This window comes from Brevibacterium casei CIP 102111, assembly GCF_900169275.1.
Taxonomy (GTDB): domain Bacteria; phylum Actinomycetota; class Actinomycetes; order Actinomycetales; family Brevibacteriaceae; genus Brevibacterium; species Brevibacterium casei.
Window position 1 is genome coordinate 198,943 of the sequence record NZ_FXZC01000002.1, and the last position, 26,703, is coordinate 225,645.

Consider the following 26,703-nt stretch of genomic DNA (forward strand, 5'->3'; position numbering starts at 1 on the left):
GTCGGGGTCTCTGTGCGTCTGCCTTGGGTTCAGGCGACGAGGCCGAGTTCGAGCGCGGTCTGCTTGAACTCCCAGCGGGCGGAGACGAAGCGGTCCCCGAGGCTCTCGCCGCGGCTGCGGGCCTCGGTGTACTCGCGCCAGCCGCCCTCGCGGGTGTCACCGGGGCGGATCTCGCGCTTCGCGTCGTCGTCGCTGAGCGTCCGCGTCTCCTCGTTCACCCAGATCGACAGCGCCTCGGCGGCGCGGTAGAGGTTCATGAACGCGGTGTGCGAGCGGGGATTGTCGAAGCTCGACTTCGCGAACTCCTCGCGGAAGGTGTGCAGGGGGGCCAACTCGTCGACGGCAAGCGTGCCGAAGGTCGCATCGAGACGCAGGGACTGGACGAGGCCGCCCTCGTCGGGTAGGAGGGTGAGGATGCGCTGCGCCCGCGTCTCGTCGGGGATCTGGGCGACCTCCTCGTCGACGGGGGTGAGCCCCACCGCGTCGAGGCGTCCGCGTTCGGTGCTCAGACTCTGGCGCAGGGCATCGATCTGGGACTGGGCCCTCCGCCATTCGCCGTGGAAGATGAGCAGGGCCGCCGCCGCACCGAGGCAGACGACGATGCCGATCACCCACGCGAAGGGGTGGAGCGGGGGGATGAGGAAGAGGACGAGTCCGACGACGACGATGGCCGCGAGTGCCACCGCTGCCGTCGAATTGGTGAGGAAATCGAGGAAACGCTTCACGAATCCAAGCGTACTGTTTCCGCCTCCAGATATCGTGCAAGCAGGTGACATATAGTGTGCGTGAAATTGCTCGGTTCGAACGGGAGTGTGCGGGTGAAGGTTTCGGTCATCGGTTGTGGGTACCTGGGAGCCGTGCACGCGGCCGCGATGGCGTCGCTGGGCCATGAGGTCGTCGGCGTCGATGTCGACGAGGCCAAGGTCAGCGCCCTGCGCGAGGGCAGGCCCCCGTTCTTCGAACCCGGCCTCGCCGACCTGTTGCTCGAAGCCCAGGACAAGGGCAGCCTCGACTTCACCACCGACATCGCCGATGCCGCCGAGGCGCGCGTGCACTTCGTGTGCGTGGGCACCCCGCAGAAGCCCGGCGAGTTCGCCGCCGACGTCACCTATGTCGATGCGGCTGTGGATGCGCTGCTGCCGCACCTGCAGCCCGGGGCGGTCGTCGTCGGCAAGTCTACGGTGCCCGTGGGCACTGCCGGTCGCCTCGCCGGACTCGTCGAACCCGCCGGGGGAGTCCTCATGTGGAACCCCGAGTTCCTCCGCGAGGGCCACGCCGTCGAGGACACGCTCCACCCGAACCGTCTCGTCTACGGTGTCGCCGACGGGCAAGCCGGGGAGACGGCCACTGAGGCCCTCGACGAGGTCTACGCCTCGATGCTCGAAGCCGACACTCCGCGCCTGGTCGCCGACTTCGCGACCGCCGAGCTCGTCAAGACCGCGGCGAACTCGTTCCTTGCCACGAAGATCTCGTTCATCAACGCGATGGCCGAACTCTGCGAGACCTCCGGTGCCGATGTCACGCTCCTTGCCGATGCGATCGGGATGGATGACCGGATCGGTCGGAAGTTCCTCAACGCGGGTCTCGGCTTCGGCGGCGGGTGCCTGCCCAAGGACATCCGCGCGTTCATGGCCCGTGCCGGTGAGCTCGGTGCCGATCAGGCGGTGGCGTTCCTCAGGGAGATCGACTCGATCAACATGCGTCGGCGGGTGCGGATGGTCGACATCGCCCGCGATGCCCTCGGCGGGTCGTTCATCGGCAAGAGGATCACGATCCTCGGTGCGGCGTTCAAACCCGACAGCGACGATGTCCGGGACTCGCCGGCCCTGGCCGTCGCCCGTCTCATCGGAACGCAGGGCGGTGTCGTCACCGTCACCGATCCCGAGGCTGTCGACAACGCCTCCCGGGCGTTCCCGGAGCTCAACTTCGTCACAGACACCACCGAGGCGCTCACGGGGGCCGATGCGGTGCTCCTGCTCACCGAGTGGAGCGAGTACCGCGACCTCGACCCGGCCCAGGTGGCGGGCCTGGTGGCGAACACGGTCCTCGTCGACGGGCGCAACGTCCTCGATCCGCAGCAGTGGCGCGCGGCGGGGTGGACGTATCGGGCGCTGGGGCGCCCATGAGGATCGGTCTCGTCACCGACTCGACGGCGCAGCTGCGTGAGGACGAGATCGCCCGGCTCGACGAGACCACCGGCGGGCTCTTCCGCATCGTCCCGCTCACCGTGATCATCGGCGGCGAGTCCTTCACCGACGGCGACCTCGACGTCGACGTGCTCTGCCGGGAGATGGACGCCGGCACCGAGGTGAGCACGTCGATGGCCACCCCCGGCCAGTTCGCCGCCGCCTACTCCGACCTCATCGACCACGGCGCCGAGGCGATCGTCGTCGTCACGATGTCCGGCGAGCTCTCGGGCACCCGGGACTCCGCGGTGAGCGCAGCGGCCGACCAGCCCGTGCTCATCGACGTCGTCGACTCCCGCACCACCTCGGCGGGACTGGCCGGGGCCGTCGAGGTGGCCGCGGCAGGGATCGCCCGCGGTGAGGACGTCGCCTCGATCGCCGGGACCGTCGCCGACTGGTGCGCCGGAGAGACGACGACGGTCTTCGCCCCGCAGAGCCTCGAGCATCTGCGCCGGGGCGGGCGCATCGGCGCCGCGTCCTCGCTGCTCGGTCGCGCCCTGCAGATCGTTCCCGTGCTCGGGCTGACCGGCGGGGTCGTCACCCCGATCGCCCGGGTGCGCACGCGCGCGAAGGCGCTCGAGCGGATGAGTCTCATCGCCGCCGAGGCGGCCGCATCCCTGAGCGAGGACGACCGGCCGCTCGAGATCGAGGTCCAGCAGGCCGACGGTCATCCTGATGATGCGGACGTCGTCGCTCTCACCGAGAAGCTCGCCGAGCGGGGGCTGACGACGAGCTTCCGCACCCTCTCACCGATCATCACCGCCCATGTCGGCCCCGGCGCCCTCGGCATCACGATCCAGACGACGCCCTGACTCCTCACTCGTGCGCATTTTTCTGTGCACGCTCGCCCCACTCGTGCGCTCACGGCCTGTGGACGCTCAGCCTCCGTCCACAGGCATTGTCGACGTCCTGGTCTCGTGGCGGGTTCGAGCCGTAGCGTGCGCGCATGGCTGTGTCCCCTGACGACCGGTTTGCCGGCCTCCTCACGTCGAGCGCGGAACGCGGCGGCTTGGTGCCCGGCGATGTCGTCACGAGCGACACCGCCGGCGACGCGGAGCCCGTCGAACCCCGCCGCGTCCGCCTCCCGGTTCTCATCGCGCTGGCCGTGGCGACGATCGCCGTCCTCGTCCTCGCGTACTGGGTGCTCCGACCGGCCGACACCGAACAGGCGCCGAGCGCCCCGGCACCCGCGGCGAAAGACGCTCCGGCACCAGGGGCGGGCGACGCTGCACCGGGCGGGCAGGGTGCAGCCGGTGAGACGGGTGGTGCGTCACCCGGGGCCGACCCCGCGGCCGAGGTCGTCGTCCACGTCACCGGGGAGGTCGAGAATCCCTCCGTCGTCACCTTGGCCGGCGGTTCACGCGTCCGTGACGCCGTCGATGCCGCCGGGGGCCTGACGGCCGATGCCGACGCCGAGGCGGTCAACCTCGCCCGCATCGTCACAGACGGCGAGCAGATCCGGATCCCCGCAGTCGGGGAGGACCCTCCCGCCTCGGCGCCGACGGCTCCTGCTCCTTCGGGCGCTGACGGCTCGGGGTCGGGCGCCGACTCGTCGGGCTCAGGCTCGCCTGGCAGCGGGGGAGGCGCCGATGCCTCGGGCAGCGGGACCGGCGCGAAGATCGACCTCAACACGGCGGATTCGACGACCCTGCAGACCCTGCCCGGAGTCGGCCCCGTCACCGCCGAGGCGATCATCGCCCACCGCGAGGCGACGCCGTTCACCAGCGTCGAGGACCTCCTCCTCGTCAAACGCATCGGGCCGAAGACCTTCGAAAGCCTCAAGGACCTTGTCACGGTCGGGTGAGCCGAGGGCAGGGCTGCGTCGCACCGTCGTCGACTGGACGCGGACCACGGCGACCCTGTGGCCGGGATCGGTGCGCCTCGTCGCCTGCGCGGCGGGGCTGTGGGCACTCGCCCTCCTCGCGCCGGGACCGTGGGTGCTCGGGTTCGCCGTCGTGATCGGCGCGGTCGGATTCGCGCTCCTGAGGCCGCGTCACCACCTCGGCGTGGGACTCATCGTCTTCGCGTGCCTCGCCTCGGTCCAGGTCCTCACGCTCGCCGCTGCGCGCGGCCCCGACGGACCCACGGACACCGAGGGGATCGTCGTCGGTACGACGACGCCCGGCCCCTCCGGGTGGTCACGACTGACCCTGATCACCCCGGGCGGATTCGCCGAAGTCCTCGCCCCAGGCACCCCCGCCGCCGGCTCGCGCGTCGTCATGCGCACCGAACGCCTCGACCGGATCCGCGTCTCCGAAGCGGAGCCGGCCGTCATCCGGGCCCCGAACCGCGTGTGGCGGTGGCGGGCCGAACTGCGGGAACGGTTCCGAGCGGACTCCCTGGCCGTCGGCCACGACGGGGGAGCGCTCCTGCCCGGCCTCGTCGTCGGCGACACGGGCCCGCAGGATGCGCAGATGGTCGAGGACATGCGCATCGTCTCCCTCACGCACCTCTCCGCCGTCTCGGGCACGAACGTGACGATCGTCAGCCTCGGCGCGGGACTCCTCGCCGGTGCCTGCCGTGCCGGACCGCGCACGCGGGTGACCGTCGGGGTGCTCACGTGCCTCGGCTACGTTTTCATCGTCGGCGTCGAACCGAGCGCGATCAGAGCGGCGGGGATGGCGATCGCCGTCGCTGTCGTCTTCCTCCGCGGGGGTGGGATCTCTCCGGTCGCCGTCATCGCCGGCACCGTCAGCCTGCTCCTCACCGGTCTGCCGATGCTCGCGTCCTCGGTGGGCTTCGTCCTCTCTGTGATCTCGACGACCGCGATCATGTTCGCCGTCCCGATCCTGCTCAGACGCCTCAACGTGCGCTGGCCGCGCGCCCCGAGCGTGCTGCTCACCGCCCTCCTCGTCCCGCTCGTCGCGCAGCTGGCCTGCACGCCCGTGCTCGTCGCCATCGACCCGCGCCTCGGAGGGTGGTCGGTCGTCGCGAACGCCCTCGCGAGCCCCGCAGTGCTGCCTGCGACGATCACCGGGTTCCTCTCCCTCCTCACCGGCGGCCTCAGCCTCCTCGGCGTTCCGGTCATGGGCTTCGCCGCCGAACTCACGGCGTGGCTCGGCTCCCTGTTTGCGTGGTGGATCGTCGCTGTCGCCCGCGTCTGCGCCCGCCTGCCCGGCGCTTCCCTGTCGTGGCCGGAGCCTCCCCTCGGATCGATCGTCGCCCTCGTCCTCCTCGCCGGGCTGACGATCGGCATCGTCCTACTCGTGCGCAGACGCCTGTGGGGAATCCCCGTCATCGTCCTCGTCATCGCCCTCGGAGCGGCCGCCGTCGTCGCCGGCAGTCCGCGGGGACCGGCGCGGGATTGGCTCGTGCTCGTCTGCGATGTCGGTCAGGGGTCGGCGACCGTGATCAACCTCGGCAACGGGGCGGGCCTCGTCGTCGACGCCGGGAAGGACCCGGTGCCGATCGATGCCTGCCTCGACGATGCCGGCATCGACCGGCTCGATCTCGCGATCTCGCATTTCGACGCCGACCACAGCGGCGGGTACGCGGGGACGACGTGGTCGCGTGACATCGGTCGGCTCTGGGTCTCGGAGACCGTCGCGAACGGTCCGGAGGTCGCCCGGATCGTCGCGGACGCCGGCGCCGAGGTGATCGGACTCTCCCGGGGGAGTCGCACCGATGTCGGCGGGGTCGGCATCGAGGTCCTCTGGCCGCCGGCCGCGGCGGCGGGCGCAACGGCCTACTTGGACAGCGGTCCTGGGAGGTTACCGGATCCCTCGGCCGTTGCGGACCCGCCCGGCAAGGACGCCGAGTCGGGCACAGCGGCGCGCAACGAGAACTCCCTCGTGCTACGCATCGACCTCGACGGGCTGAGCGTGCTCATCCCCGGCGACATCGGCGAGGAGGAGCAGTACGTCCTCGCCCAGAGCCTGCGACCGGTCGACGTCCTCATCGCGCCGCACCACGGGTCAGGAGACCTCTCCCCGGAGTTCTATCGCGCCGCCGGGGCCCGCCTCGGCACGGTCTCCGTCGGGGAGAACCGCTACGGTCACCCGACGGAGGAGTCCCTGCGCGCCTTCGGTCCGATTCCGGTGCTGCGCACCGACCGGTGCGGGACGATCGCCCTCTACTCAGGCGGCCGATACAGCACCGCACGCAGCTGCGACCGCTGAGCCGTGTCGGCGGCGGCCGCTGAACGGTGTCGGCGGCGGACGGTGGTGAGCTGTGTCAGCCGTGTCCGCGGCGGACGATAGGCTTGGGAGCATGGCAGCGAAGAAGACCCTCATCCCGTGGAGCTCGGCGAAGCCCGCGCCCGTCGTGATGATCTCCGGCGGCGAATCCGTGCTCATCCGGATGGCCAAGGACCGCATCGTCTCCGCTGCCCGGAAGAAGTCACCCGAAGAGGTCGAGTTCGATGCCGCCGCCTACCAGGGCGGGGAGCTCGAGATGGCCGCCTCGCCGTCGCTGTTCTCCAGCGCGAAGCTCATCGTCGTCGACGCCGTCGAGAAGTGCTCGGAGGCGTTCCTCGAGGACGCCCTCGCCTACCTCGACGAACCCAATGACGACGCTGTCGTCCTTCTCCTCCACGGTGGCGGCAACCGCGGGGCGAAGCTCGTGAAGAAGCTCGATGCCGCCGGCTTCCCCCGCATCGACGCGGCGGCGCTGAAGAACGAGAGCGACCGCGCGAAGTTCGCCCAGACGAAGCTCAAGGCCGCGAAGCGTCAGATCGACGATGCGGGGATGGCCTCGCTCATGGCCGCCCTCGGCTCCGACCTCGCCGAGCTCAACGCCGGTGTCGACCAGCTCATCGAGGACACCGAGGGCACGATCACCGCAGAGATCGTCGACCGCTACTACGGCGGGCGGGTCGAAGCGACCGGGTTCAAGGTCGCCGACGCGGCCGTCTCCGGCGACGCCAAGAGCGCACTCAGCCTTCTCCGGCACGCGCTGTCGACGGGATCGGATCCGGTCCCGCTCGTCGCGGCTGTGGCGATGAAGCTCCGCGGCATGGCGAAGGTGCAGGGCTTCTCCGGATCGAGCGGTGAGCTCGCGGCCGAACTGAAGATGGCCCCTTGGCAGGTCGATCGCGCCCGGCGCGAGGTCCGGCGCTGGAACGAGGTCGCGCTCGGTCAGTCGCTCATCGCCGCCGCCGAGGCCGACGAAGCGGTCAAAGGCGGAGGCCGGGATCCCGTCTACGCCGTCGAGACCTTCGTCTCGGAGGTCTGCCGCCTCGCCCGCACCCGCTGAGCCGGGTGCCAGCTCGCCCACACGCGCCGGCTGAGTCGTGCGCCAGCTCGCCGCACGCGCTGAGTCGAGCGCGGGAGGTCCGGCGCCGAGTCGCTGCCCTGCGGAAGGGACCGCCCGGACAGACGAAGGGGCCCGATCCGCAGTGCGGATCGGGCCCCTTCAGGCAAACCTCAGTCAGCGACTCAGAGAGCGTTGATCTGCTTGGCGAGCTTCGACTTGCGGTTCGCAGCGTTGTTCTTGTGCAGAACACCCTTCGAGACAGCCTTGTCGAGCTTGCGGGCGGCCACAGCATAAGCCTGCTGTGCCTCGTCCTTGTTGCCGGCAGCGATGCTCTCACGGACGTTGCGGACGAGGCCACGAACCTCGGTACGTACTGCCTTGTTGCGCAGGCGAGCCTTCTCGTTGGTCTTGATCCGCTTCATCTGGGACTTGATATTAGCCAATTTCAACACTCTTCCGTGTTAGTACTACATGGTCGTGAGGGCGCATCCGCGCGACAGCCTTCGTCTCGGCGGGGAAACACTCTGACGAAATCGCATCGGATGGCATCTTCACCCGACCTCGGCGAGACACACGCCATGATGAAGACACAGTTGACAATGATACAGGCTGGCTCCGCCCGGCGGAAATCCCCGACCCGGTCCCCGCGTCAGGAGAATTCGGCTGCGACGAGGTCGAAGACCGACCGGTCCATGACCGCGCCCTCGCGGCGGATGCTGCGCGGATCGAGGCGGATGATCCGGTCGAGGCGGACCTCCGAGGGGCGTCCCTGCGAATCCCAGGCGCCGCTGCCGATATTCATCCACCGGGCGCTGCCATCCGTGCGGACCTCGCCGATCCCGCCGGGAATGTGGTCCTTGCTCGTGAGCATGAGGACGAGGACCCACGCCCCGTCCTTGCCGATGACGAGCGACGGGCGGTCCTTGCCCTTCGTGTGATCCTCCTCGAATGGGATCCACCCCCACACGACCTCGCCGGGATCGGCGTCGCCGTCGAGATCGGGGGAGTAGACGACGGTGACCGATCCCCGGTAGTCACCCGGGTAGCCCGTTCCCGGACGGTCATCCCTCGTCGAGGTGGTCCTCGCGTTCCCGGTCGGCCCCTGCCCCTGCGGACGGGGTCCCGGGCGGCGATCGGCCCCCCGGCTGCCGTCGGCGCCGTCCTGCGACCGCCTGCTCTGCGACTGCCTGAGGTATTTCATGCCCTCGCGGACACCGATCTGCACGGCACGGTTGACGATTGATCTCCAGCTCATGCCGCCCAGCCTAGTGGACGATGGGCCGCAGGGACCGCTCAGGCGACGACGTCGTCGGCCCAGCGCAGGGTCGCCTCGACGGGGAAATGGTCGGACGGGTAGGTGCCGTCGACGTTGAACGTGTCGATGCGGGTCGAGACGGTCTCGAGTCCCTTCGTCGTGAGGATCCAGTCGATGCGCGGTTCCCCGGCCTTCGGTCCCTTGTAGCGGTGGAAGGTGCCGATGTCCTCCCCGGGTGCTGCCACTGCGGTGTCGGTGAGGCCGAGCTCGGAGGTGAAGTACTCATACACCGGGGCACCGGTGGCGACGTTGAAGTCACCGGTGATGACACAGGGGACGGCCACCTCGGCGATGGTCTCCGCCATGATCTTCGCCGACTCCAGCCGCGCACGCTCGGACTTGTGGTCGAGGTGGGTGTTGAGCAGGCGCAGCCTGCGTCCGGACTCGAGGTCGGTGAAGTCGACGGTCGTCAGGGTCCGGGCATGGGAGACGCCCCACGATTCGGAGGCGACGGTCTCCGGGGTCTCGGAGAGCCAGCTGATGTCGACGGTCTCGACTTCGAAGCGGGAAGAGTCGCAGATGATCGCGGTGAATTCCCCGGCATTGCCGCCCGAATGCCCCTCGCCGAGCCAGATGTACTCATCGGGCAGCAGCTCGATGAGCTTCTCGAGCTGATCGAGCTCACCCTCCTGCGTGCCGATGAGGTGCGGGTGGGCGGCGGCGATGAGCTCGGCGGCGACCGGCAGACGCTCGGCGACGGGATGCCCGTCCATCGCGGGGTAGCGGAGATTGAAGCTCATAACGGTGAAGTCGCTCATGAGACCATCATCGCGGACCTCGACCGCGATCGCGGGGATATCCGCAGCGATTTCCCCTCGCCGGACCAGCGCGACCGGGCAGGTGAGTGGGGCGACCGCGGATTCCGGCCGGGAGGCCGAGTCGTGGAACAATGGAGGTTCGCACGAATTGAAGAAAGGGCGTTCATGTCACCTCAGGTGTCGCCACAAGCACTCCAGCGGATCACACCGTCCGCGACCTCACCCGAGCTGATCCGCAATTTCTGCATCATCGCCCACATCGACCACGGGAAGTCGACGCTCGCCGACCGGATGCTCCAGATCACCGGCGTCGTCCAGCCGCGCGACATGCGCGCGCAGTACCTCGACCGGATGGACATCGAACGCGAACGCGGCATCACCATCAAATCCCAGGCCGTGCGCATGCCGTGGGAGACCGACGGCACCCCGTACGCACTCAACATGATCGACACCCCCGGCCACGTCGACTTCAGCTACGAGGTCTCCCGGTCGCTCGCCGCCTGTGAGGGCGCGCTCCTCCTCGTCGACTCCGCGCAGGGCATCGAGGCCCAGACGCTCGCGAACCTCTACCTCGCGATGGAGAACGAGCTGACGATCATCCCGGTGCTCAACAAGATCGACCTGCCGGCCGCGCAGCCGGACAAGTACGCCGAGGAGCTTGCGAACCTCATCGGCGTCGACCCCGACGACGTCCTGCGGGTCTCCGGGAAGACCGGTGAGGGCGTCGAAGGCGTCCTCGACCGGATCATCACCGACATCCCCGCGCCCGTCGGCGACGCCGATGCGCCGGCGCGGGCGATGATCTTCGACTCCGTCTACGACACCTACCGGGGTGTCGTCACCTACGTCCGCGTCGTCGACGGCGCACTGTCGCCGAGGCAGAAGGTGACGATGATGTCGACGGGCACGACTCACGAACTCCTCGAGATCGGTGTGTCCTCCCCGGAGCCGATCGCGACGAAGGGACTCGGCGTCGGCGAGGTCGGCTACCTCATCACCGGTGTCAAGGACGTCCGCCAGTCGAAGGTCGGCGACACGGTCACCGCGACCGCAGCCCCGGCCGAGGAGCCCCTGGCCGGCTACGAAGAGCCCAAGCCGATGGTCTTCTCCGGGCTCTTCCCCATCGACGGCTCCGACTACCCGGCGCTGCGCGACGCCCTCGACAAGCTCAAGCTCAACGACGCCGCCCTCGTCTACGAACCGGAGAACTCGACGGCGCTCGGCTTCGGCTTCCGGTGTGGGTTCTTGGGCCTCCTCCACCTCGAGATCGTCCGGGAGCGCCTCGAGCGCGAATTCGACCTCGACCTCATCTCGACCGCCCCGAGCGTCATCTACGACGTCACTCTCGAGGACCGGTCCGAGGTCGTCGTGACGAACCCCTCGGAGTTCCCGACCGGCAAGATCCGCGAGGTCCGCGAGCCGATGGTCAAGGCGACGATCCTCACCCCGAGCGACTGCATCGGCGCGGTCATGGAACTCTGCCAGGACCGCCGCGGCAAGCTCCAGGGCATGGACTACCTGTCCTCGGACCGCGTCGAGATCCGCTACCGCCTGCCGCTTGCCGAGATCGTCTTCGATTTCTTCGACCAGCTCAAGTCCCGGACGAAAGGCTACGCCTCCCTCGACTACGCCGACGACGGCATGGACGGCGCCGACCTCGTCAAGGTCGACATCCTCCTCCACGGCGATCAGGTCGACGCGTTCTCCGCGATCGTCCACCGCGACAAGGCGTACTCGTACGGGGTGCTCATGGCCGGCAAGCTGCGCGGACTCATCCCGCGCCAGCAGTTCGAGGTCCCCATCCAGGCCGCCATCGGCTCGCGCATCATCGCCCGTGAGACCATCCGCGCGATCCGCAAGGACGTGCTCTCGAAGTGCTACGGCGGCGACATCAGCCGCAAGCGCAAGCTGCTCGAGAAGCAGAAGGAGGGCAAGAAGCGGATGAAGATGGTCGGCAGCGTCGAGGTGCCGCAGGAGGCCTTCATCGCGGCCCTGTCCTCGGACGAGCCGGACAAGAAGGACGCCAAGAAGTAGGTGCCGGAACAGCCGATCGGTGAGACCCCACCGCTCGACGGCTCCCTTCCCGCCTCGGCGGGGACCGGGAACGGTGAGCGGCTGAGCCTCTACGTCCACGTACCCTACTGCCGCGTGCGCTGCGGCTACTGCGACTTCAACACCTACACCGCCGACGAACTCGGACCGGGTGCCAACCGCGACGACTACCGGGAGATGATCTCCCGGGAGCTCGATCTCTCGACCCGTGTCCTCGCTGAGGTGGGGGCGGGCAATCGTGAGGTCGGGACGATCTTCTTCGGCGGGGGCACCCCGACGATCCTCCCCGCCGAGGTGCTCGCCGGTGTCGTTTCCGACATCCGCTCCCGCTACCGGCTGGCCTCCGATGTCGAGGTGACGACCGAGGCGAACCCGGACACCCTCAGTCCCGCCTATCTCGACACGCTGGCCGCCGCCGGCTTCACCCGCATCTCCGTGGGCATGCAGTCGGCGGTCCCGCACGTGCTCGCAACCCTCGATCGCACGCACGATCCGCTGAAGATCCCGGATGTCGCGCGTTGGGTCAAGGAGGCCGGGCTCGAGCTCAGCCTCGACCTCATCTACGGCACACCGGGGGAGTCGATCGACGACTGGCGTGCCTCCCTCGACTCGGCGCTGGCCAATGACGTCGACCACATCTCCGCGTACTCGCTCATCGTCGAGCCGGGCACGAAGATGGGGGCGATGGTTCGTCGCGGGCAGCTGCCCATGCCCGATGAGGATGACCTTGCCGACAAGTACGAGATCGCCGATGCGGCCATGGCCGCTGCCGGTCTGCGCTGGTACGAGGTGAGCAACTGGTCGAAGAACCCGGACACCCGCTGTGAGCACAACATGGCGTATTGGCGCAATGCCGACTGGTGGGGCTTCGGCCCGGGTGCGCACTCCCACGTCGGGGGAGTCCGGTTCTGGAACGCCAAGCATCCCCGCGCCTGGTCGGACAGGCTCCTCGCCGGTCACTCCCCGGCGATCGGACGGGAGGTGCTCTCGGAGACGACGCGCGAGATCGAGCGGATCATGCTCGCCGCCCGCATCGACTCCGAGCTGCCCCTCGATTCGCTGGGCCTCGGCAGCGAGGCGGCGATCCGCACCTTCGTCAAGCAGGGACTTCTCGACGCCGAGGCGGTCGCCGACGGCCGGTTCTCCCCGACGCTCCAGGGCCGGCTCATGGCCGACCATATGGTCAGGGTGCTCACCGACTACGTACGGTGACGCCCACCATGACGCCCGACGATGACGTGCGGAAACGGCCTGCGTTCGTCGGAGGGCTCCTGCTAGACTGACTACACCTATCGTGGATGATGTGGTGTACCTTTCGTGGAACCCCGACGGTGCGGAGCAAGCGAGGTGGACGATGTCGAACCCTCAGCCCGAAGATGACCGACACGGCCGACAGGACTCTGCTGTGCCTGGAGCGAATGCGGACCGGGGTTCTGATTCCCGCCCGCCCGGCGTTGATCCGCGTGGAGGCCAGCCGCCTGTTCCGGAGTCGCCAGCACCGCCTCCGTCTTACCTCCCGCCGCAGGCATCCGGGCCGCCTCCGCGCTCGAGACCCCGGCGGCACTCGTCCCGGCGGCCGTCGGGGACGGCGGACCTCAGGCGTCTGGGCAGAGATGCCGTGGGCGCAGCGGCGACGGCTGCTGAGTCCGTGCAACGGTCCGACCTCTGGAAGCGGGGACGCGCGGCGGCGGGAAGCGCTTCACGGGCGGCGGCAGCGAAAGGACGCGCCGCGGCACACACGACTGCGGCGGCCTCGACGACCGCATGGCGTCACGGCAGGGACATGTATGCGGTCTCGAGTCGACTTCCCGGCGAGGGGCACGGCCGCCCGAGTCGGCCGTGGGAGATCCGCACCGCTGCTGTCCTCGGGCTCATCGCGCCGTTGTTCATCGTCCTCGCGATCATCTCGATGGCAGTCACCGGTGGACGCACACTGAGGTCGTTCGGCTGGATGCTGCGCGGCCTCGGGGACACGACCGGCGTCGAACCGGTCAACGCCGCTGCCGACATCTCAACGGGCCTGGCGGACGCCCTCGTCGCCTTCGGCATCATTGTGGGGCTCGTGGTCATCGCGGCGTTCTGCATCTATGCGTGGAGAGTGCTCGTGGGGCGCGGTCACGCCAAATGGGTGGCGCTCATCGCTCTCGTCGCCTCACTCTTCGTCCTCACTCCGTTCAGTCCGGTTCTCACCGCAGGGTTTCAGATCTTCGCGACGGCCAGTCTTGTCTTCGCCTTCCTCCCGCGTTCGTCGGCGTGGTTCGTCCACCGCCGGAACAGGCGATTCTCACGGTGAGCCGAAACAGGACCGCCGCCTGCGCAGATGCGCAGACGGCGGGTCCGAGAGTCGGCGGCTCAATGGCCGCAGCTGATCACTTGATGAAGTTGATCGTCAGCGGGAACTTGTAGCCCTCGCCCTTGTTCGCAGCCACGGCGGCGATGATGTAGATGACCGCGTAGACGAGCGGGATGAGGAACGCGAAGTAGACGATGAGGAATCCGAAGCCCATCGTCACGAACGCGAGGATGGTGCCGATGATGCCGAGGACGATCGAGGCGGCGAACGTGGCGATCATGTTCGTGATCCACGCGTTCGTGCCCTGGCGGGCGTAGTCGCGGACGAAGGGCGACTCGTCCTTCTTCACGAGGAACATGATGAGCGGGAGGAAGCCGACGAAGAGCGACCCGATGTTCGTCCACAGGGCGGTGGTCCGCTCGGAGTCGGTGGCGTTCCAGAAGCGTTCGGAGCCCGGACCGTACGCGGACTCGGGCAGGTTGGCGGAGTCGAACATCGCGGGGTTGGCGTGCATCGCGGGCTGGACGCCGTACTGCTGGACGCCGTAGTTCTGCTGGCCGCCGTACTGCTGGCCATAGCCCTGCTGCGAGCCGTACTGCTGACCGCCGTAGTTCTGCTGGGAACCGTACTGCTGCTGGCCGCCGTAGCTCTGCGGCTGGCTGCCGTACTGGTTCTGCTGGGAGCCATAGTTCTGCTGGCCGTAACCCTGCTGCGAACCGGAGTTCTGCTGGGAGCCGTACTGCTGCTGCGAACCGTAGTTCTGCTGCGGCTGCTGGCTGTAGGGCTGCTGGGGCCCGGACGCCTGAGTGTAGTTCGGCGGCATCGGACGCGACTGGTTCGCCTCTCCGTTCGGAGGCTGCGGGGAGTTCGACATGAGGGTCCTTTCGAGAAGCTTCTGCACTTCCACCCTAGACCAGCGGCCCCAGCCGAAGGGTGGGAGCGGCGTTCCAAGTTCGTCACAACTGCCTCGGAGCCGGGCCCTGCGACTGCCTCGGAGTCGAAACCGCAGCGACCTCAGTCCACGCAGCCCCGCAGCGAACTCAGACCCCTCAGTCGACGGTGACGAAGTCGATGAGCTCCTCGACCCGGCCGGAGAGCGTCGGCTCGACATCGGCGATCGTGCTCACGGACCTGAGGATCCGCACCCATCCGGCGGCGACGTCCTTGTGATCGGCGTGCGGCCAGCCGATGCGGCGTAGTATCCCCGTCTTCCAGTCCTCTCCGCGCGGGACGGTCGGCCATGCGGCGATGCCGACGACGTGCGGCTTGACCGCCTGCCAGATGTCGACGTACGGGTGGCCGATGATGTGGACGACGTCGCGGTAGCGCGGATCGGAGCGGACCGCCTCGGCGATCTTCGACTCCTTCGTCCCGGAGACGAGATGGTCGGCGAGGATCCCGACCCGATGCTGCCGGTCGGGGCCGAACTCCGCGAGCTTGTCGGCGACGTCGTCGAGTCCGCCGAGGGGTTCGACGACGACGCCTTCGATCCGCAGGTCGTCGCCCCAGATCTTCTCGACGAGCTCGGCGTCGTGCTTGCCCTCGACCCAGATCCGCGACCCCCTGGCCACCCGCGCCTTCGCGCCGACCACGGCACGTGAGCCCGAGGCTGTACGACCGGGGGCAGCCGGCTTGCGCTTGGGCAGGCGAAGGTCGACAGGCTCGCCCTCGAGGAGGAAGCCGGGGCCGAGCGGAAATGACCGGACGGCGCCGCGGCGGTCCTCGAGTTTGACGACGACGCCGCCCGTCGTCTTCTCGGCACCGACGACGGCGCCGACGAAACCGCTCATCGCGTCTTCGAGCACCATGCCGAGGCCGACCTCGACGGGGCGGGACTTCTTGGGCCGGTGCGAGGACGGCGACGAACCGGAGAGCACGTCCGAACCATAGCGATCAAAGGCATTCACAGCCCACCAGAGTAGTGAATGCGCAGGGCCGATCCGCGCTGACCCGCGGGTGGGGCGGCGGAAAGTGAATTCACAGGAGAAGAGGCGTAGAATTGGCACTCGGACTATTCGAGTGCCAAATTCGGGGAGGAGTCGGATGAACGACAGCAGGCGCGCGCAGGTGCTCCGTGCGATCGTCGAAGACTTCGTGGCCACGAACGAACCCGTGGGGTCGAAGGCGATCGTGCAGCGGCACACCCTCGGGGTGTCGCCCGCGACGATCCGCAACGACATGGCCCAGCTCGAGGCCGAGGGATACATCGCCCAGCCGCACACCTCGGCGGGGCGCATCCCCACCGACCTCGGCTACCGCATGTTCGTCGACCGCATCGACGAGTTCAAACCGCTCAGCGCCGCTGAGCGCCGCGCGATCATCCAGCTCGTCGAAAGCGAATCCGACCTCGACGGGATGCTCGACCGCACGGTCCGCCTCCTCGCCGGGCTCACCCACCAGGTCGCGCTCATCCAGTACCCCATGGTCTCGCAGGCCAGGGTCAAGCACATCGAGGTCGTCGGTCTCGCCGCCGGCCGGATCCTCGTCGTCCTCATCACCGACGCGGGCCAGGTCGAGCAGAAGATCGTCGGCCTCGCCGAGGCGGTCGATGAGGAGGATCTCGCCCGCATCCGTGAGCGGATCAACGCCGAGTTCGCCGGCCGGAAGCTCTCACGCATCGACCTCGGCGAGGCCGCCGGAGCGGCGGAGACGGATCACGCCCCTGCCGAGGGCATGGCCGAAGTCCCAGGGGGAGAGGCGACGTTCGCCCGCCTCCGCGACGCCGTCATCGATCTTGTCGCCGCGACCCGCGAAGAGCGGATCATCATGGCCGGCACCGCGAACCTCGCCCGCTCGGGCAAGGAGTTCGGCGAGCAGATGGCCCCGATCCTCGAAGCCTTCGAAGAGCAGGTCGTCCTCCTCAAGCTGCTCACCTCGATGGCCGAGGACCACGCCGAGATCAGTGTCCGCATCGGCCGTGAGAACACTCACGAGTCCTTCAGCTCGACATCCGTCGTCGCCGCCGAATATGGTCATGTGGCAGGATCCTCGGCCCGCCTCGCCGTGCTCGGTCCGACCCGCATGGACTATCCGACGACGATCTCGGCCGTGCGCGCCGTCGCCAAATACGTGTCCTCCGCCCTCGAACGGGGATAGGCGAGGCCTCACCGACGGGCGTAGACCCCGTCGCCCCAGACAGTCCCACCTGACAGACAGTCCCACACACCACGATCACCATCAGGGAGAGAGAAGTTTCAGTGGCCGATCACTACGAAACACTCGGAGTGTCCAAGGACGCTTCGGCGGCTGAGATCAAGAAGTCGTACCTCAAGCTGGCCCGGAAGTACCACCCCGACGTCAACCCCGGCTACGACGAGGAATTCAAGTCGATCTCACTCGCCTACGAGGTCCTCTCCGATCCGCAGAAGCGCCGCAACTACGACATGGGCGGCGGCGAGAACGGTCAGGGCTTCCCGACCGGCGGCTTCGGCGGCTTCGGCGACATCTTCGAGACCTTCTTCGGCGGCGGGGGCGGCTCCGCCGGCGGTCCGATCCCGCGCACCCAGCGCGGCAAGGATGCCCTCGTCGGCGTCAACATCGATCTGCGCACCGCGGCCTTCGGCGGCACCGTCGACCTCGACGTCACCACTGCGGTCGTGTGCGAGACGTGCAGCGGCGCCGGCACCCAGGACGGCACCTCGATCGAGACGTGCTCGCTGTGCCACGGCTCCGGCAGCATCCAGCGGATGACCCGCACCCTGCTCGGTCAGATGGTGACGAACCAGACGTGCAACCAGTGCCACGGCTTCGGAACCGTCATCCCGCACCCCTGCCTCAACTGCCAGGGCGACGGACGCGTGCGCAAGCAGCGGACGATGAAGATCCGCATCCCCGCCGGAGTCTCCGACGGCACGCGCATCCAGCTCTCCGCCCAGGGCGAGGTCGGGCCCGGCGGCGGTCCCGCCGGTGACCTCTTCGTCGAGGTCATGGTCACCCGCCATGAGGTCTTCCGCCGCGACGGCGACAACCTCCGCGCTGCCGTCTCGGTGCCCATGACGGCGGCGGCGCTCGGCGCCCGCATCCCGTTCGAGACCTTCGACGGCACCCAGGACCTCGACATCGAACCCGGCACTCAGTCGGGCACGGTCGTCAGGCTTCCGGGCCTCGGCGCGACCCGCCTGCGGACCGAGACCCGCGGGGACCTCCTCATCACCGTCGAGGTCACCACGCCCGACAGGCTCGACGACGAACAGCGGGAGCTGCTCGCTCGACTCGCGACGGTCCGCGGCGAGGAGACACCGCGCGCGCAGATCACGACCGAGAACCGCGGCATGTTCTCTCGCATGCGTGAGAAGTTCGCCGGTCGGTGAGCCTCCCGGTCTTCCATTGCCCGCAGGCCGCCGAGGCGGTCCCCGGTCATGCGCTCACCCTCGGTGAGGACGTCGCCGGGCACGCGGTGCGCGTGCGCCGGATCGGCCCCGGCGAGGAGATCGACGTCGTCGACGGGCACGGGGTCCGCGCCCGCGGAACCGTGAGCACCGCTTCGGCGACCGAACTCGTCCTCGACGTCACCGACGTCACCCGGACTCCCGCCCACGGACCTCGGCTCGTCCTCGTCCAGGCGCTTGCGAAGGGCGACCGCGACCTCCAGGCGATCGAGGCGGCCACCGAGATCGGCGTCGACGAGGTCATCCCATGGGCGGCCGAACGCTCGATCGCCGACTGGCCGGCGAAGAAGGCAGCGAAGATGGCCGCGAAATGGGAGAACCTCCTCACCGCGGCCTCCCTCCAGTCGCGGCGCTCGCGCTTCCCCGTCCTCGGGGAGCTCGCACGCGGCACGGGACTGGCCCACCGCCTCGGCGAGGGGACCGGGGATTCCGCTGCAGCCGACCCGGGTGGGGAGGCGATCTTCGTCCTCCACGAGGCCGCGGCGACCCGCCTGACCGCGCAGCTGCGGGACCTCGATGCGGGCAGCACAGAGCGCATCGTCCTCATCGTCGGTCCCGAAGGCGGGATCACCGAGGCCGAGCTCGAGGCCCTGCAGGGGATCGGGGCGCGCACCGTCGTCCTCGGCGACACCGTCCTCCGATCCTCCTCGGCGGGACCGGCCGGACTCGTCCTCGCGCAGAATTCCCTGGGCCGCTGGTGACGAACCGGACTACGATAGAAGCTGACCTGTCCTCACCTCGGGTGAGCGCGCGACGCTCCGCCTGAGTGACCTACGAACGAAGGACCATTCTGGACACCTCCACCGATTCATCGACCGCAGCGGACTCGGCGTCCTCGGAGACCGTCCGCCTCGTCATCCCGGACTCGATCGACCTCGTCGAGTTCTTCGGCCCCGGGGAGGCGAACCTCCGCACGCTCGAGAGGGTCTTCTCCGGACTCGACCTCCACCTGCGCGGCAACCAGCTCCAGGCCGCCGGCGATCCCGACCAGGTGAGCTCGTTCGTCACCGTCATCGGTGAGCTGAAGAAGCTCCACCAGTCGGGGCACCGCATCGATGAGGAGACGATCGACCGCGTCGCCTCGTTCTCCTCCGAGGGCAAGGCCGCCTCGGCGGTGATGGGCACGAACATCCTCTCGACCCGCGGGAAGTCGATCCGCCCGAAGACGATGGGCCAGCACGACTACGTCAAGGCGATCCGGAACAACACGATCACCTTCGGCATCGGCCCGGCGGGCACGGGCAAGACCTATCTGGCGATGGCCATGGCCGTCAACGCCCTCCAGAACAAGGACGTCTCACGGATCATCCTCACCCGCCCGGCCGTCGAAGCCGGGGAGCGCCTCGGATTCCTTCCGGGCACGCTGGGGGAGAAGATCGACCCGTACGTCCGCCCCCTCTACGACGCCCTCCACGACATGGTCGACCCCGAGTCGATCCCGATGCTCATCGAGACGGGCACGATCGAGGTCGCCCCGCTCGCCTACATGCGCGGGCGCACCCTCAATGACGCCTTCATCGTCCTCGACGAGGCCCAGAACACGACGGGCGAGCAGATGAAGATGTTCCTCACCCGGCTCGGCTTCGGCTCCCGGATGGTCGTCACCGGCGACGTCTCGCAGATCGACCTGCCCGGGAACACGAAGAGCGGACTCAAGGTCGTCCAGAAGATCCTCGCCGACATCGACGACCTCGCCTTCTGCCAGCTCGGCAGCAAGGACGTCGTGCGGCATTCGCTGGTGACGAAGATCGTCGACGCCTACGACCTGTGGGGGAACTCGAAGTGAACACCGAGATCGCCAACGAGACCGAGGACGAGGTCGACCTCGACGAGGTCGTGGCGCTGACCGAATACCTCGGCGAGGCCCTGCACATGCACCCCGGGGCGGAGCTGTCGGTGACGATGGTCGACGAGGCGGCGATGTCCGAACTCCACGTCACGTGGATGGACCTCGAGGGACCCACCGACGTCATGTCGTTCCCGATGGACCAGCTCAGCCAGGGTCGCGCCGACGCCCCGACCGAGGGCCAGATGGGCGACATCATCATCTGCCCGGCCGTGGCCGCGAAGCAGGCCGCAGCGGCGGGCCATTCGACGATGGATGAGATCCTCCTCCTCACCGTCCACGGATTCCTCCACCTCCTCGGCTACGACCACGGGGAGCCGGAGGAGCGGGAGGCGATGTTCGCCCTCCAGCGCCACCTGCTGCTGACGTTCTTCGCCGCCCGCTACGACGGCCGGACGGACATCCCGACGCCGACCGAGGTCTGAGCCGTGCTCTGGTTCTTCCTCGCGGCGCTGCTCTGCCTCATCTTCTCGGCGACGCTGGCGGCCGTCGACGCGGCGCTGCTCAGCGTCTCCCACCACGCGATCCAGGATGCGAAGGACGAGGGCAAGGCCTCGGCGGTGCGGGTCGAGCGGATCCTCGCCGACCTGCCGACGAACATCAACGTCATCATCTTCGTCCGCCTCTTCCTCGAGGCGCTCGCGACCGTGTTCATCGCGCTGGCCTACGACTCGCTCTACTCGGTCGGTCCGCTCATGGTCGTCCTCACCGTGCTCACCTCCTCGATCGCCGTCTTCGTCGTCGCCGGGGTCTCCCCGCGCACGATCGGGCGTCGCCGTTCGCTGGGAGTGAGCCTGGGACTGAGCGGGATCGTCACCTTCCTCCTCGTCGTCCTCCGTCCCCTGACGAAGGTCCTCGTGTGGCTGGGCAACCTGCTCACCCCGGACAAGGTCTACAAGGACGGACCCTTCGTCACCTCGGATCAGCTGCGCGACCTCGTCGAGAGGGCGAGCGAGTCCGACATCATCGAGGACGGCGAACGCGACATGATCCAGTCGGTGTTCATGCTCTCGGAGACCTCGGCGAAGCAGGTCATGGTCCCGCGCACCGACCTCGTCACCGTCACCTCGGGCACTCCGCTCAACAAGGTGATGAACCTCTTCCTCCGCTCCGGGTTCTCCCGGATCCCAATCAGCGGAGAGGACCTCGACGACATCGAAGGCGTCGCCTACCTCAAGGACGTCGCCCGGCGACTCCATCAGCATCCGGAGGACGCCGAGCGTCCGGTCAACACGCTCGCCCGCAGCGTCCTCTTCGTCCCGGAGACGAAGCCGGCCGACGACCTGCTGCGGCAGATGCAGATCGAGTCGACGCATCTGGCGATCCTCATCGACGAGTACGGCGGCACCGCGGGACTCGTGACGATCGAGGACATCGTCGAGGAGATCGTCGGCGAGATCGACGACGAATACGATGCCGTCGATGAGGACCTCGTCGAGGCCGACGACGGCACTTACCTCGTGAGCACGCGGATGTCGATCACCGACTTCGCCGAGTACTTCGACGTGCGCATCGACGTCGACGACGTCACCAGCGTCGGCGGTCTGCTCACGAAGCTCATCGGGCGCGTGCCCATCGCCGGCTCGAGCGCCGAGATCGCCGGTCTGCGCCTCACCGCGCTCGAAGGCCAAGGCCGCCGCCACCGCATCGCCCACGTCACGGTGACACGGGTCGACACACCTGAGGAAGAGAGCTGAGATGGACTTTCGCACGGACTACCCCGAGGACTTCCGGGCGGGCTTCGCATGCTTCGTCGGCCGCCCGAACACGGGCAAGTCGACGCTGACGAACGCGCTTGTGGGCGAGAAGGTGGCGATCACCTCGGCGAAGCCCCAGACGACGCGCCACACGATCCGCGGGATCGTCCACGAGGACGACCATCAGCTCATCATCGTCGACACCCCGGGCCTGCATAAGCCCCGGACCCTGCTCGGCTCCCGGCTCAACGACCTCGTCGTCGCGACCCTGAGCGAGGTCGACGTCATCGGCTTCTGCCTGCCCGCCGACGAGCCCATCGGACCCGGCGACCGCTACATCGCCTCCCAGCTCGCCCTCCTCGACGGCCGGACCCCGATCGTCGCGCTCGTGACGAAGGTCGACACCGTGAGTCAGGAGAAGGTCGCCGAGGCGCTCCTGGCCGTGAGCGAACTCGCCGACTTCGCCGACGTCATCCCCGTCTCCGCCGTCGACGGCTTCCAGGTCGAGACCGTCGATCAGGTGCTCTCGAGCTACCTGCCGGTGTCCCCGCCGCTCTACCCCGAAGGCGAGCTCACCGACGAACCCGAAGAGGTGATGATCGCCGAACTCGTCCGCGAGGCCGCCCTCGAAGGCGTCCGCGACGAACTGCCGCACTCGCTGGCCGTCCAGGTCGAGGAGATGTACCCGCGGGAGGGCCGCAGCGAGGACAACCCGCTGTGGAACGTCCACGTCAACCTCTACGTCGAACGCCCCAGTCAGAAGGCGATCATCATCGGCAAGGGCGGGAAGCGGCTCAAGGAGATCGGCTCGGAGTCGCGCCGCGGCATCGAGGCGCTGCTCGGCACGAAGGTCTTCCTCGACCTCCACGTCAAGGTCGCCAAGGACTGGCAGCGCGATCCCAAGCAGCTCGGACGCCTCGGCTTCGACTTCACCTGAGGCCGGGCGCGCGGGCCGCCTGTCGCTGTCTCGGGCCGTCGCCCGGTGTGTCAGGGGTCATGCCGGCCCGAACGTGCCCTGCAATAGACTAGGGCGGGTGAATGCCGAGCAGACCCTCACCTCGCTGAGCGAGCGCAATCCCACCGTCGCCCCCGACGAACTCATCGCCGGACTCGTCCCGCCCCCGCAGTTCGAGGACGTGTCGTTCGCGAGCTACCGGACCGACCCCAACGAGCCCTCGCAGGCCGAAGCGCGAGCCAAGCTCGAGGAGTTCGTCGCCGACGACCGGTCGAAGGGGTTCTTCGGAAAGCTCTTCTCCAAGGGCAAGGACGGTCCCAAGGGCGTCTACCTCGACGGCGGCTACGGCGTCGGCAAGACCCACCTTCTCGCCTCGGCGTGGCACGCGAACGAGAAGCCGGCGACCTTCGGCACGTTCGTCGAGTACACCAACCTCGTCGGGGCACTCGGCTTCGTCCGGGCCCGTGACGACCTCAAGCAGATGAAGCTCGTGTGCGTCGATGAGTTCGAACTCGACGATCCCGGCGATACGGTGCTCATGTCCCGGCTCATGCGCGAGCTCACCGACGCCGGGGTGAAGATCATCGCGACCTCGAACACCCTCCCGGGATCGCTCGGGGAGGGTCGCTTCGCCGCTCAGGACTTCCTCCGGGAGATCCAGGCCCTGGCCGACCAGTTCGAGGTCTACCGGATCGACGGTCAGGACTACCGGCACCGCGGGCTCACCGCACCGGCTGAACCGCTGACGCCGGCCGAACTCGATGCGGCTGCCGCCGAGCTGCCCGGAGTGGTCGCCCGCGATGACTTCAGCACTCTGCTCGAGCATCTCGCGACCGTCCATCCTTCGAAGTACGGGAGGATGGTCGACGGCATCGACGCCGCCGTGTGGGAGAACGTCCACACGATCGACAATGAGAGCGTGGCGCTGCGCTTTGTCGCGCTCGTCGACCGCCTCTACGACCGGGATGTGCGCATCATCAACTCCGGTGAGCGCCTCGACCGAGTCTTCACCGAGGAGTCCCTGTCCGGCGGGTACCGGAAGAAGTACATGCGCTGCCTCTCGCGCCTCACTGCGCTCTCCTCTCCGGAGTAGTCCCTTCTCCCTTCCCTCACTTCCAGTTGTGGTCGAAGAACCGAGGCATTCTGCCCGAATCGGTCGATTCTCCTCGGTTCTTCGACCGCTTCTGGTTGGATTCCGGGCTGGGTGGAGGTCCGAGGGCGGACGCCTCCGGTCGACGACCTCGACGGCCGTGTCTGGATTCCTCCCTCAGCGGAGGTCGAGGGCCTCGAAGACCCCGCCGAAGTGGGGCACCCAGTCGGGGATGCCGATGAGGCGCAGCACCAGCCAGACGACGCAGGCGACGAAGGCCGCGGTGAGAGCGCCGACCGCCCAGCGCACCCACAGCGGCTGGCGCATGATCCAGTGCGTCCACGCCTCGACGCGCACGCGGACGAAGTGGAGCAGGTGTCTGGCCCAGTGGAACTCGGTCGAGATGACGAAGAGGCCGATGATGACGATGAGCCACCCGGGGCCGGGCAGGGGGACGAGGATGAGCCCGATGACGACGATGAGCGAGCCGACTCCGCCGACGATGAACCTGTAGAGCCGGGCCGCGTGCGGGTTCGCGGTCACGCTCATCCGCCAGCGCAGGAACCCCAGACGGAACCGACGCCAGGAGGGCCGGCCGTGCTTGTGATGGCGCGACAGCCAGCCCGCTGGCCGCTTGTCAGGGGGTCGCTCATCCACGTCAGCCATTCAACCCGAGGAGTCTGAAAGCTTGATTCGGATCTGTGACGACGATCACCGCGTTTGGATTTTGCGTCCGTGCCCGGCTGCGTATAGAGTTATATCTCGTTGCCAGGGAAACCGGGCAGCGAAACGCGGATGTGGCTCAGTTGGTAGAGCATCACCTTGCCAAGGTGAGGGTCGCGGGTTCGAGTCCCGTCATCCGCTCGGAGGCGTCATGGCACTGCCTTGGCGGTGGCGTGGCCGAGAGGCGAGGCAGCGGCCTGCAAAGCCGTATACACGGGTTCGAATCCCGTCGCCACCTCGGATTCTCCGACAGCTCGTCTGTCGGTGAGTTAGCGCGATTGGCGCAGCGGTAGCGCGCTTCCTTCACACGGAAGAGGTCACTGGTTCGATCCCAGTATCGCGCACAGGGGCCTTCACGGTTCCGGTGCAACAAATGAATAGAGCGCGATTGGCGCAGCGGTAGCGCGCTTCCCTGACACGGAAGAGGTCACTGGTTCGATCCCAGTATCGCGCACAGAAGAAACCCCAGGCTCTGACCTGGGGTTTCGTGCATTCACGCCAGTGCTCAACTCCTCGGGGTCCGCGCTCTCGCGGTCCCCCGCGGTCCCAGCAGTGCAGCAGCTGAAGCCCCTCGGCGCCGGCGTCTTCTCACCCGCCTCCCGGGTCGAAGGCAGCCACGCGGCGCCTTCTCCTTCGTCGGCCGGGTCGACGGCTGAGCGGCAGCATTGTCGCCGTTCACGACGCGCCGACGGAAAAGGCGACATGTGTGGCAGTTCTGCCACGCACAGTGCATGTTGAGGCTACTCTTATGCTTGTACGCTAGTCAGAGCACAGCCCACACAAGGACTCGGAGCACATATGTCTACCCCGCAGAATCCGTACGATCCGAACCGCCGTTCGGACAACGAGAACACCGGCGAGAATTCCGCGAACGATCAGAGCCGTTCAGCAGACGAGAACGGCAGCGAGTACGGTTCGAACAGCCAGGCCCCCCAGTACGGATCGAACGAGCCGACCCGTTCGTACGATTCGGGTGACCGTGCGCCGTCGTACGGGTCCGACCAGCCGACGCAGTCATACGGCTCGGACGACCAGGCACCGAGCTATGGCTCTGGTGACCAGGCGCCGAGCTACGGCTCGGACAACCAGGCTCCGAACTACGGCTCTCAGTCCCAGTACGGTCAGGACGGTCAGTACGGCGGCTCCCAGGGAGGCTACGGCCAGAGTCAGGGCTACGGTCAGAGCTACGACCAGAACGCCCAGGGTTCTCAGGGCGGCTACGACCAGAACTACGGCCAGGGCTATGACCAGAACGCCCAGGGCTACGACCAGAATCAGAACTACGGTCAGAGCTACGACTCCAACCAGTACGGCCAGCAGCCGGCCTACGCTGCAGCCGGCGGCGGGGGAGACCAGTTCACGCCTGCGAACCCGAACGCCTCCTACGGGAACTACTCCTCGGGATCCGGCGGCAGCACCTCGAAGAACATCTGGGGCATCCTCGCCCTCATCGGCGGCATCATCGGCGTCGTCCTCGCCTTCGTCTTCGGCATCGGCCTGATCTTCGGCATCGCCGCCGTCGTCTTCGGCTTCATCGGCCTCTCGGCGATCAAGAAGGGCCTGGCGAGCAACAAGGGCGTGACCATCACCGGTCTCATCCTCGGCTTCGTCTCGATCCTCATCTCGATCATCGTCATCATCGCCACGATCATCGGCATCGGCATGCTCGGCAAGGCCGTCGACGAGATGTCGGAGGCACCCACCTCCTACGGTGCGCCTATCGACCCGACCGATCCCGGTGCCGAGTCGCCGGCGACCGAGGAGACGGCGGAGGCCGCACCGGTCGAGGGCGGAGAAGTCGAGATCGGCACCGACGTCACGGCTGCAGTCAGCGTCGCGCCCGGCACGGCGAGCAACACCGCGATCGGCGCGGAGTCGACGAACGGCGAGATCGCCATCGTGACGATGACGATCAAGAACAATTCGAGCTCCGAGATCGACATGTCCCTGACCAGCGTCACGGCCTCCAACGGCTCGGGCGCGACCTACTCGGACGTCTTCGACGGCAACAAGTACCAGGGAATCCTTGCCTTCGCCGAACCCGTCCCCGCCGGCGGTGAGAAGACCTACGAGTTTGCATACGGCGTTCCCGCCGATGAGGTCGATCAGATGGAGCTCCAGCTCCTGCTCTTCGACGACCTCGGCAAGGGCACGACCTTCGACTTCAAGAAGGTCTGACGACCGGGCCGGAGCGAGTCCGAGCGTTC

General features: G+C 68.0%; 24 protein-coding genes and 4 tRNA genes. 21 read left to right on the forward strand and 7 right to left on the reverse strand.

Going from position 1 to position 26,703, the window contains the following annotated elements; translation table 11 throughout:
• Positions 1-29 precede the first annotated feature (29 nt).
• On the reverse strand, positions 30-725 hold the full coding sequence (locus tag BC102111_RS04525) for a hypothetical protein (protein ID WP_095375496.1): 696 nt from the start codon (positions 723-725) through the stop codon (positions 30-32).
• 93 nt (positions 726-818) lie between these two features.
• Between BC102111_RS04525 and BC102111_RS04530 the strand changes: the two genes are divergently transcribed.
• The 5 genes from BC102111_RS04530 (at position 819) to holA (ending at position 7,379) form a co-directional block, all read left to right on the forward strand.
• Complete coding sequence (locus tag BC102111_RS04530; protein ID WP_095375497.1) at positions 819-2,126, forward strand: UDP-glucose dehydrogenase family protein; 1,308 nt, start codon at positions 819-821, stop codon at positions 2,124-2,126.
• Positions 2,123-2,998, forward strand: coding sequence for a DegV family protein (locus BC102111_RS04535; RefSeq protein ID WP_101623713.1), 876 nt, complete (start codon positions 2,123-2,125; stop codon positions 2,996-2,998). The genes BC102111_RS04530 and BC102111_RS04535 overlap by 4 nt, the downstream gene beginning before the upstream one ends.
• Before the next feature lie 134 nt (positions 2,999-3,132).
• Positions 3,133-3,990: a ComEA family DNA-binding protein gene (locus BC102111_RS04540; protein ID WP_101623714.1), complete on the forward strand. Its 858-nt coding sequence runs from the start codon at positions 3,133-3,135 to the stop codon at positions 3,988-3,990.
• Complete coding sequence (locus tag BC102111_RS04545) at positions 3,974-6,304, forward strand: ComEC/Rec2 family competence protein (protein ID WP_101623715.1); 2,331 nt, start codon at positions 3,974-3,976, stop codon at positions 6,302-6,304. Before BC102111_RS04540 ends, BC102111_RS04545 begins: the two co-directional genes overlap by 17 nt.
• 91 nt (positions 6,305-6,395) lie before the next feature.
• A complete protein-coding gene (gene holA, locus BC102111_RS04550) occupies positions 6,396-7,379 on the forward strand; it encodes a DNA polymerase III subunit delta (protein WP_101623716.1) in 984 nt (327 codons plus the stop codon).
• A gap of 182 nt (positions 7,380-7,561) precedes the next feature.
• On the opposite strand, the gene rpsT is transcribed toward holA, so the two are convergent.
• The 3 genes from rpsT to BC102111_RS04565 form a co-directional block, all read right to left on the reverse strand.
• Positions 7,562-7,822 carry a 30S ribosomal protein S20 gene (rpsT, locus tag BC102111_RS04555; protein WP_009377103.1) on the reverse strand — a complete coding sequence of 87 codons (261 nt, stop codon included), beginning with the start codon at positions 7,820-7,822 and terminating at the stop codon, positions 7,562-7,564.
• A gap of 206 nt (positions 7,823-8,028) precedes the next feature.
• Positions 8,029-8,634, reverse strand: coding sequence for a type II toxin-antitoxin system PemK/MazF family toxin (locus BC102111_RS04560; protein ID WP_101623717.1), 606 nt, complete (start codon positions 8,632-8,634; stop codon positions 8,029-8,031).
• Between the two features lie 38 nt (positions 8,635-8,672).
• On the reverse strand, positions 8,673-9,452 hold the full coding sequence (locus BC102111_RS04565; protein ID WP_101623893.1) for an endonuclease/exonuclease/phosphatase family protein: 780 nt from the start codon (positions 9,450-9,452) through the stop codon (positions 8,673-8,675).
• Between the two features lie 165 nt (positions 9,453-9,617).
• Between BC102111_RS04565 and lepA the strand changes: the two genes are divergently transcribed.
• From lepA to BC102111_RS04580, 3 genes are all read left to right on the forward strand, one after another.
• The gene (gene lepA, locus BC102111_RS04570) at positions 9,618-11,486 is read left to right on the forward strand and encodes a translation elongation factor 4 (RefSeq protein ID WP_101623718.1); all 1,869 of its coding nucleotides are present in this window, start codon (positions 9,618-9,620) and stop codon (positions 11,484-11,486) included.
• Complete coding sequence (gene hemW / locus BC102111_RS04575) at positions 11,487-12,716, forward strand: radical SAM family heme chaperone HemW (protein ID WP_101623719.1); 1,230 nt, start codon at positions 11,487-11,489, stop codon at positions 12,714-12,716.
• Between the two features lie 571 nt (positions 12,717-13,287).
• A complete protein-coding gene (locus BC102111_RS04580; RefSeq protein WP_101623720.1) occupies positions 13,288-13,797 on the forward strand; it encodes a hypothetical protein in 510 nt (169 codons plus the stop codon).
• Between the two features lie 76 nt (positions 13,798-13,873).
• On the opposite strand, the gene BC102111_RS04585 is transcribed toward BC102111_RS04580, so the two are convergent.
• Both BC102111_RS04585 and BC102111_RS04590 read right to left on the reverse strand, forming a co-directional pair.
• Positions 13,874-14,671 (reverse strand): DUF4870 domain-containing protein, encoded by a 798-nt coding sequence (locus tag BC102111_RS04585; RefSeq protein ID WP_101623721.1) that lies wholly within the window; start codon positions 14,669-14,671, stop codon positions 13,874-13,876.
• A 175-nt stretch (positions 14,672-14,846) separates the two neighbouring features.
• On the reverse strand, positions 14,847-15,704 hold the full coding sequence (locus tag BC102111_RS04590) for a DUF3097 domain-containing protein (protein ID WP_040341487.1): 858 nt from the start codon (positions 15,702-15,704) through the stop codon (positions 14,847-14,849).
• 136 nt (positions 15,705-15,840) lie between these two features.
• On the opposite strand from BC102111_RS04590, the gene hrcA reads away from it, so the two are divergent.
• The 8 genes from hrcA to zapE all read left to right on the forward strand — a co-directional run bounded on the left by hrcA (position 15,841) and on the right by zapE (position 23,776).
• Positions 15,841-16,893, forward strand: coding sequence for a heat-inducible transcriptional repressor HrcA (hrcA, locus tag BC102111_RS04595; RefSeq protein ID WP_101623722.1), 1,053 nt, complete (start codon positions 15,841-15,843; stop codon positions 16,891-16,893).
• 101 nt (positions 16,894-16,994) lie between these two features.
• Entirely contained in the window at positions 16,995-18,107 is a 1,113-nt protein-coding gene (dnaJ, locus tag BC102111_RS04600; RefSeq protein ID WP_009377112.1) for a molecular chaperone DnaJ, read from the forward strand.
• Positions 18,104-18,886: a 16S rRNA (uracil(1498)-N(3))-methyltransferase gene (locus BC102111_RS04605; RefSeq protein ID WP_101623723.1), complete on the forward strand. Its 783-nt coding sequence runs from the start codon at positions 18,104-18,106 to the stop codon at positions 18,884-18,886. Before dnaJ ends, BC102111_RS04605 begins: the two co-directional genes overlap by 4 nt.
• Positions 18,887-18,951: 65 nt before the next feature.
• Positions 18,952-19,971 (forward strand): PhoH family protein, encoded by a 1,020-nt coding sequence (locus tag BC102111_RS04610; RefSeq protein WP_101623724.1) that lies wholly within the window; start codon positions 18,952-18,954, stop codon positions 19,969-19,971.
• Positions 19,968-20,456 carry an rRNA maturation RNase YbeY gene (ybeY, locus tag BC102111_RS04615; protein WP_009377115.1) on the forward strand — a complete coding sequence of 163 codons (489 nt, stop codon included), beginning with the start codon at positions 19,968-19,970 and terminating at the stop codon, positions 20,454-20,456. The genes BC102111_RS04610 and ybeY overlap by 4 nt, the downstream gene beginning before the upstream one ends.
• Before the next feature lie 3 nt (positions 20,457-20,459).
• Positions 20,460-21,728 carry a hemolysin family protein gene (locus BC102111_RS04620; protein WP_009377116.1) on the forward strand — a complete coding sequence of 423 codons (1,269 nt, stop codon included), beginning with the start codon at positions 20,460-20,462 and terminating at the stop codon, positions 21,726-21,728.
• 1 nt (position 21,729) lies between these two features.
• Positions 21,730-22,665: a GTPase Era gene (gene era / locus BC102111_RS04625; RefSeq protein WP_101623725.1), complete on the forward strand. Its 936-nt coding sequence runs from the start codon at positions 21,730-21,732 to the stop codon at positions 22,663-22,665.
• A 97-nt stretch (positions 22,666-22,762) separates the two neighbouring features.
• Positions 22,763-23,776 (forward strand): cell division protein ZapE, encoded by a 1,014-nt coding sequence (gene zapE, locus BC102111_RS04630; protein ID WP_009377118.1) that lies wholly within the window; start codon positions 22,763-22,765, stop codon positions 23,774-23,776.
• 174 nt (positions 23,777-23,950) lie between these two features.
• On the opposite strand, the gene BC102111_RS04635 is transcribed toward zapE, so the two are convergent.
• Entirely contained in the window at positions 23,951-24,430 is a 480-nt protein-coding gene (locus tag BC102111_RS04635) for a PGPGW domain-containing protein (protein WP_223289878.1), read from the reverse strand.
• 134 nt (positions 24,431-24,564) lie between these two features.
• Between BC102111_RS04635 and BC102111_RS04640 the strand changes: the two genes are divergently transcribed.
• The 5 genes from BC102111_RS04640 to BC102111_RS04660 all read left to right on the forward strand — a co-directional run bounded on the left by BC102111_RS04640 (position 24,565) and on the right by BC102111_RS04660 (position 26,674).
• Positions 24,565-24,637 (forward strand) — tRNA-Gly (locus BC102111_RS04640).
• A gap of 26 nt (positions 24,638-24,663) precedes the next feature.
• A tRNA-Cys gene (locus BC102111_RS04645) sits at positions 24,664-24,734 on the forward strand.
• A 34-nt stretch (positions 24,735-24,768) separates the two neighbouring features.
• A tRNA-Val gene (locus tag BC102111_RS04650) sits at positions 24,769-24,840 on the forward strand.
• 38 nt (positions 24,841-24,878) lie between these two features.
• Positions 24,879-24,950, forward strand: a tRNA-Val gene (locus BC102111_RS04655).
• Between the two features lie 344 nt (positions 24,951-25,294).
• A complete protein-coding gene (locus BC102111_RS04660; RefSeq protein WP_101623726.1) occupies positions 25,295-26,674 on the forward strand; it encodes a DUF4190 domain-containing protein in 1,380 nt (459 codons plus the stop codon).
• Positions 26,675-26,703: the final 29 nt, after the last annotated feature.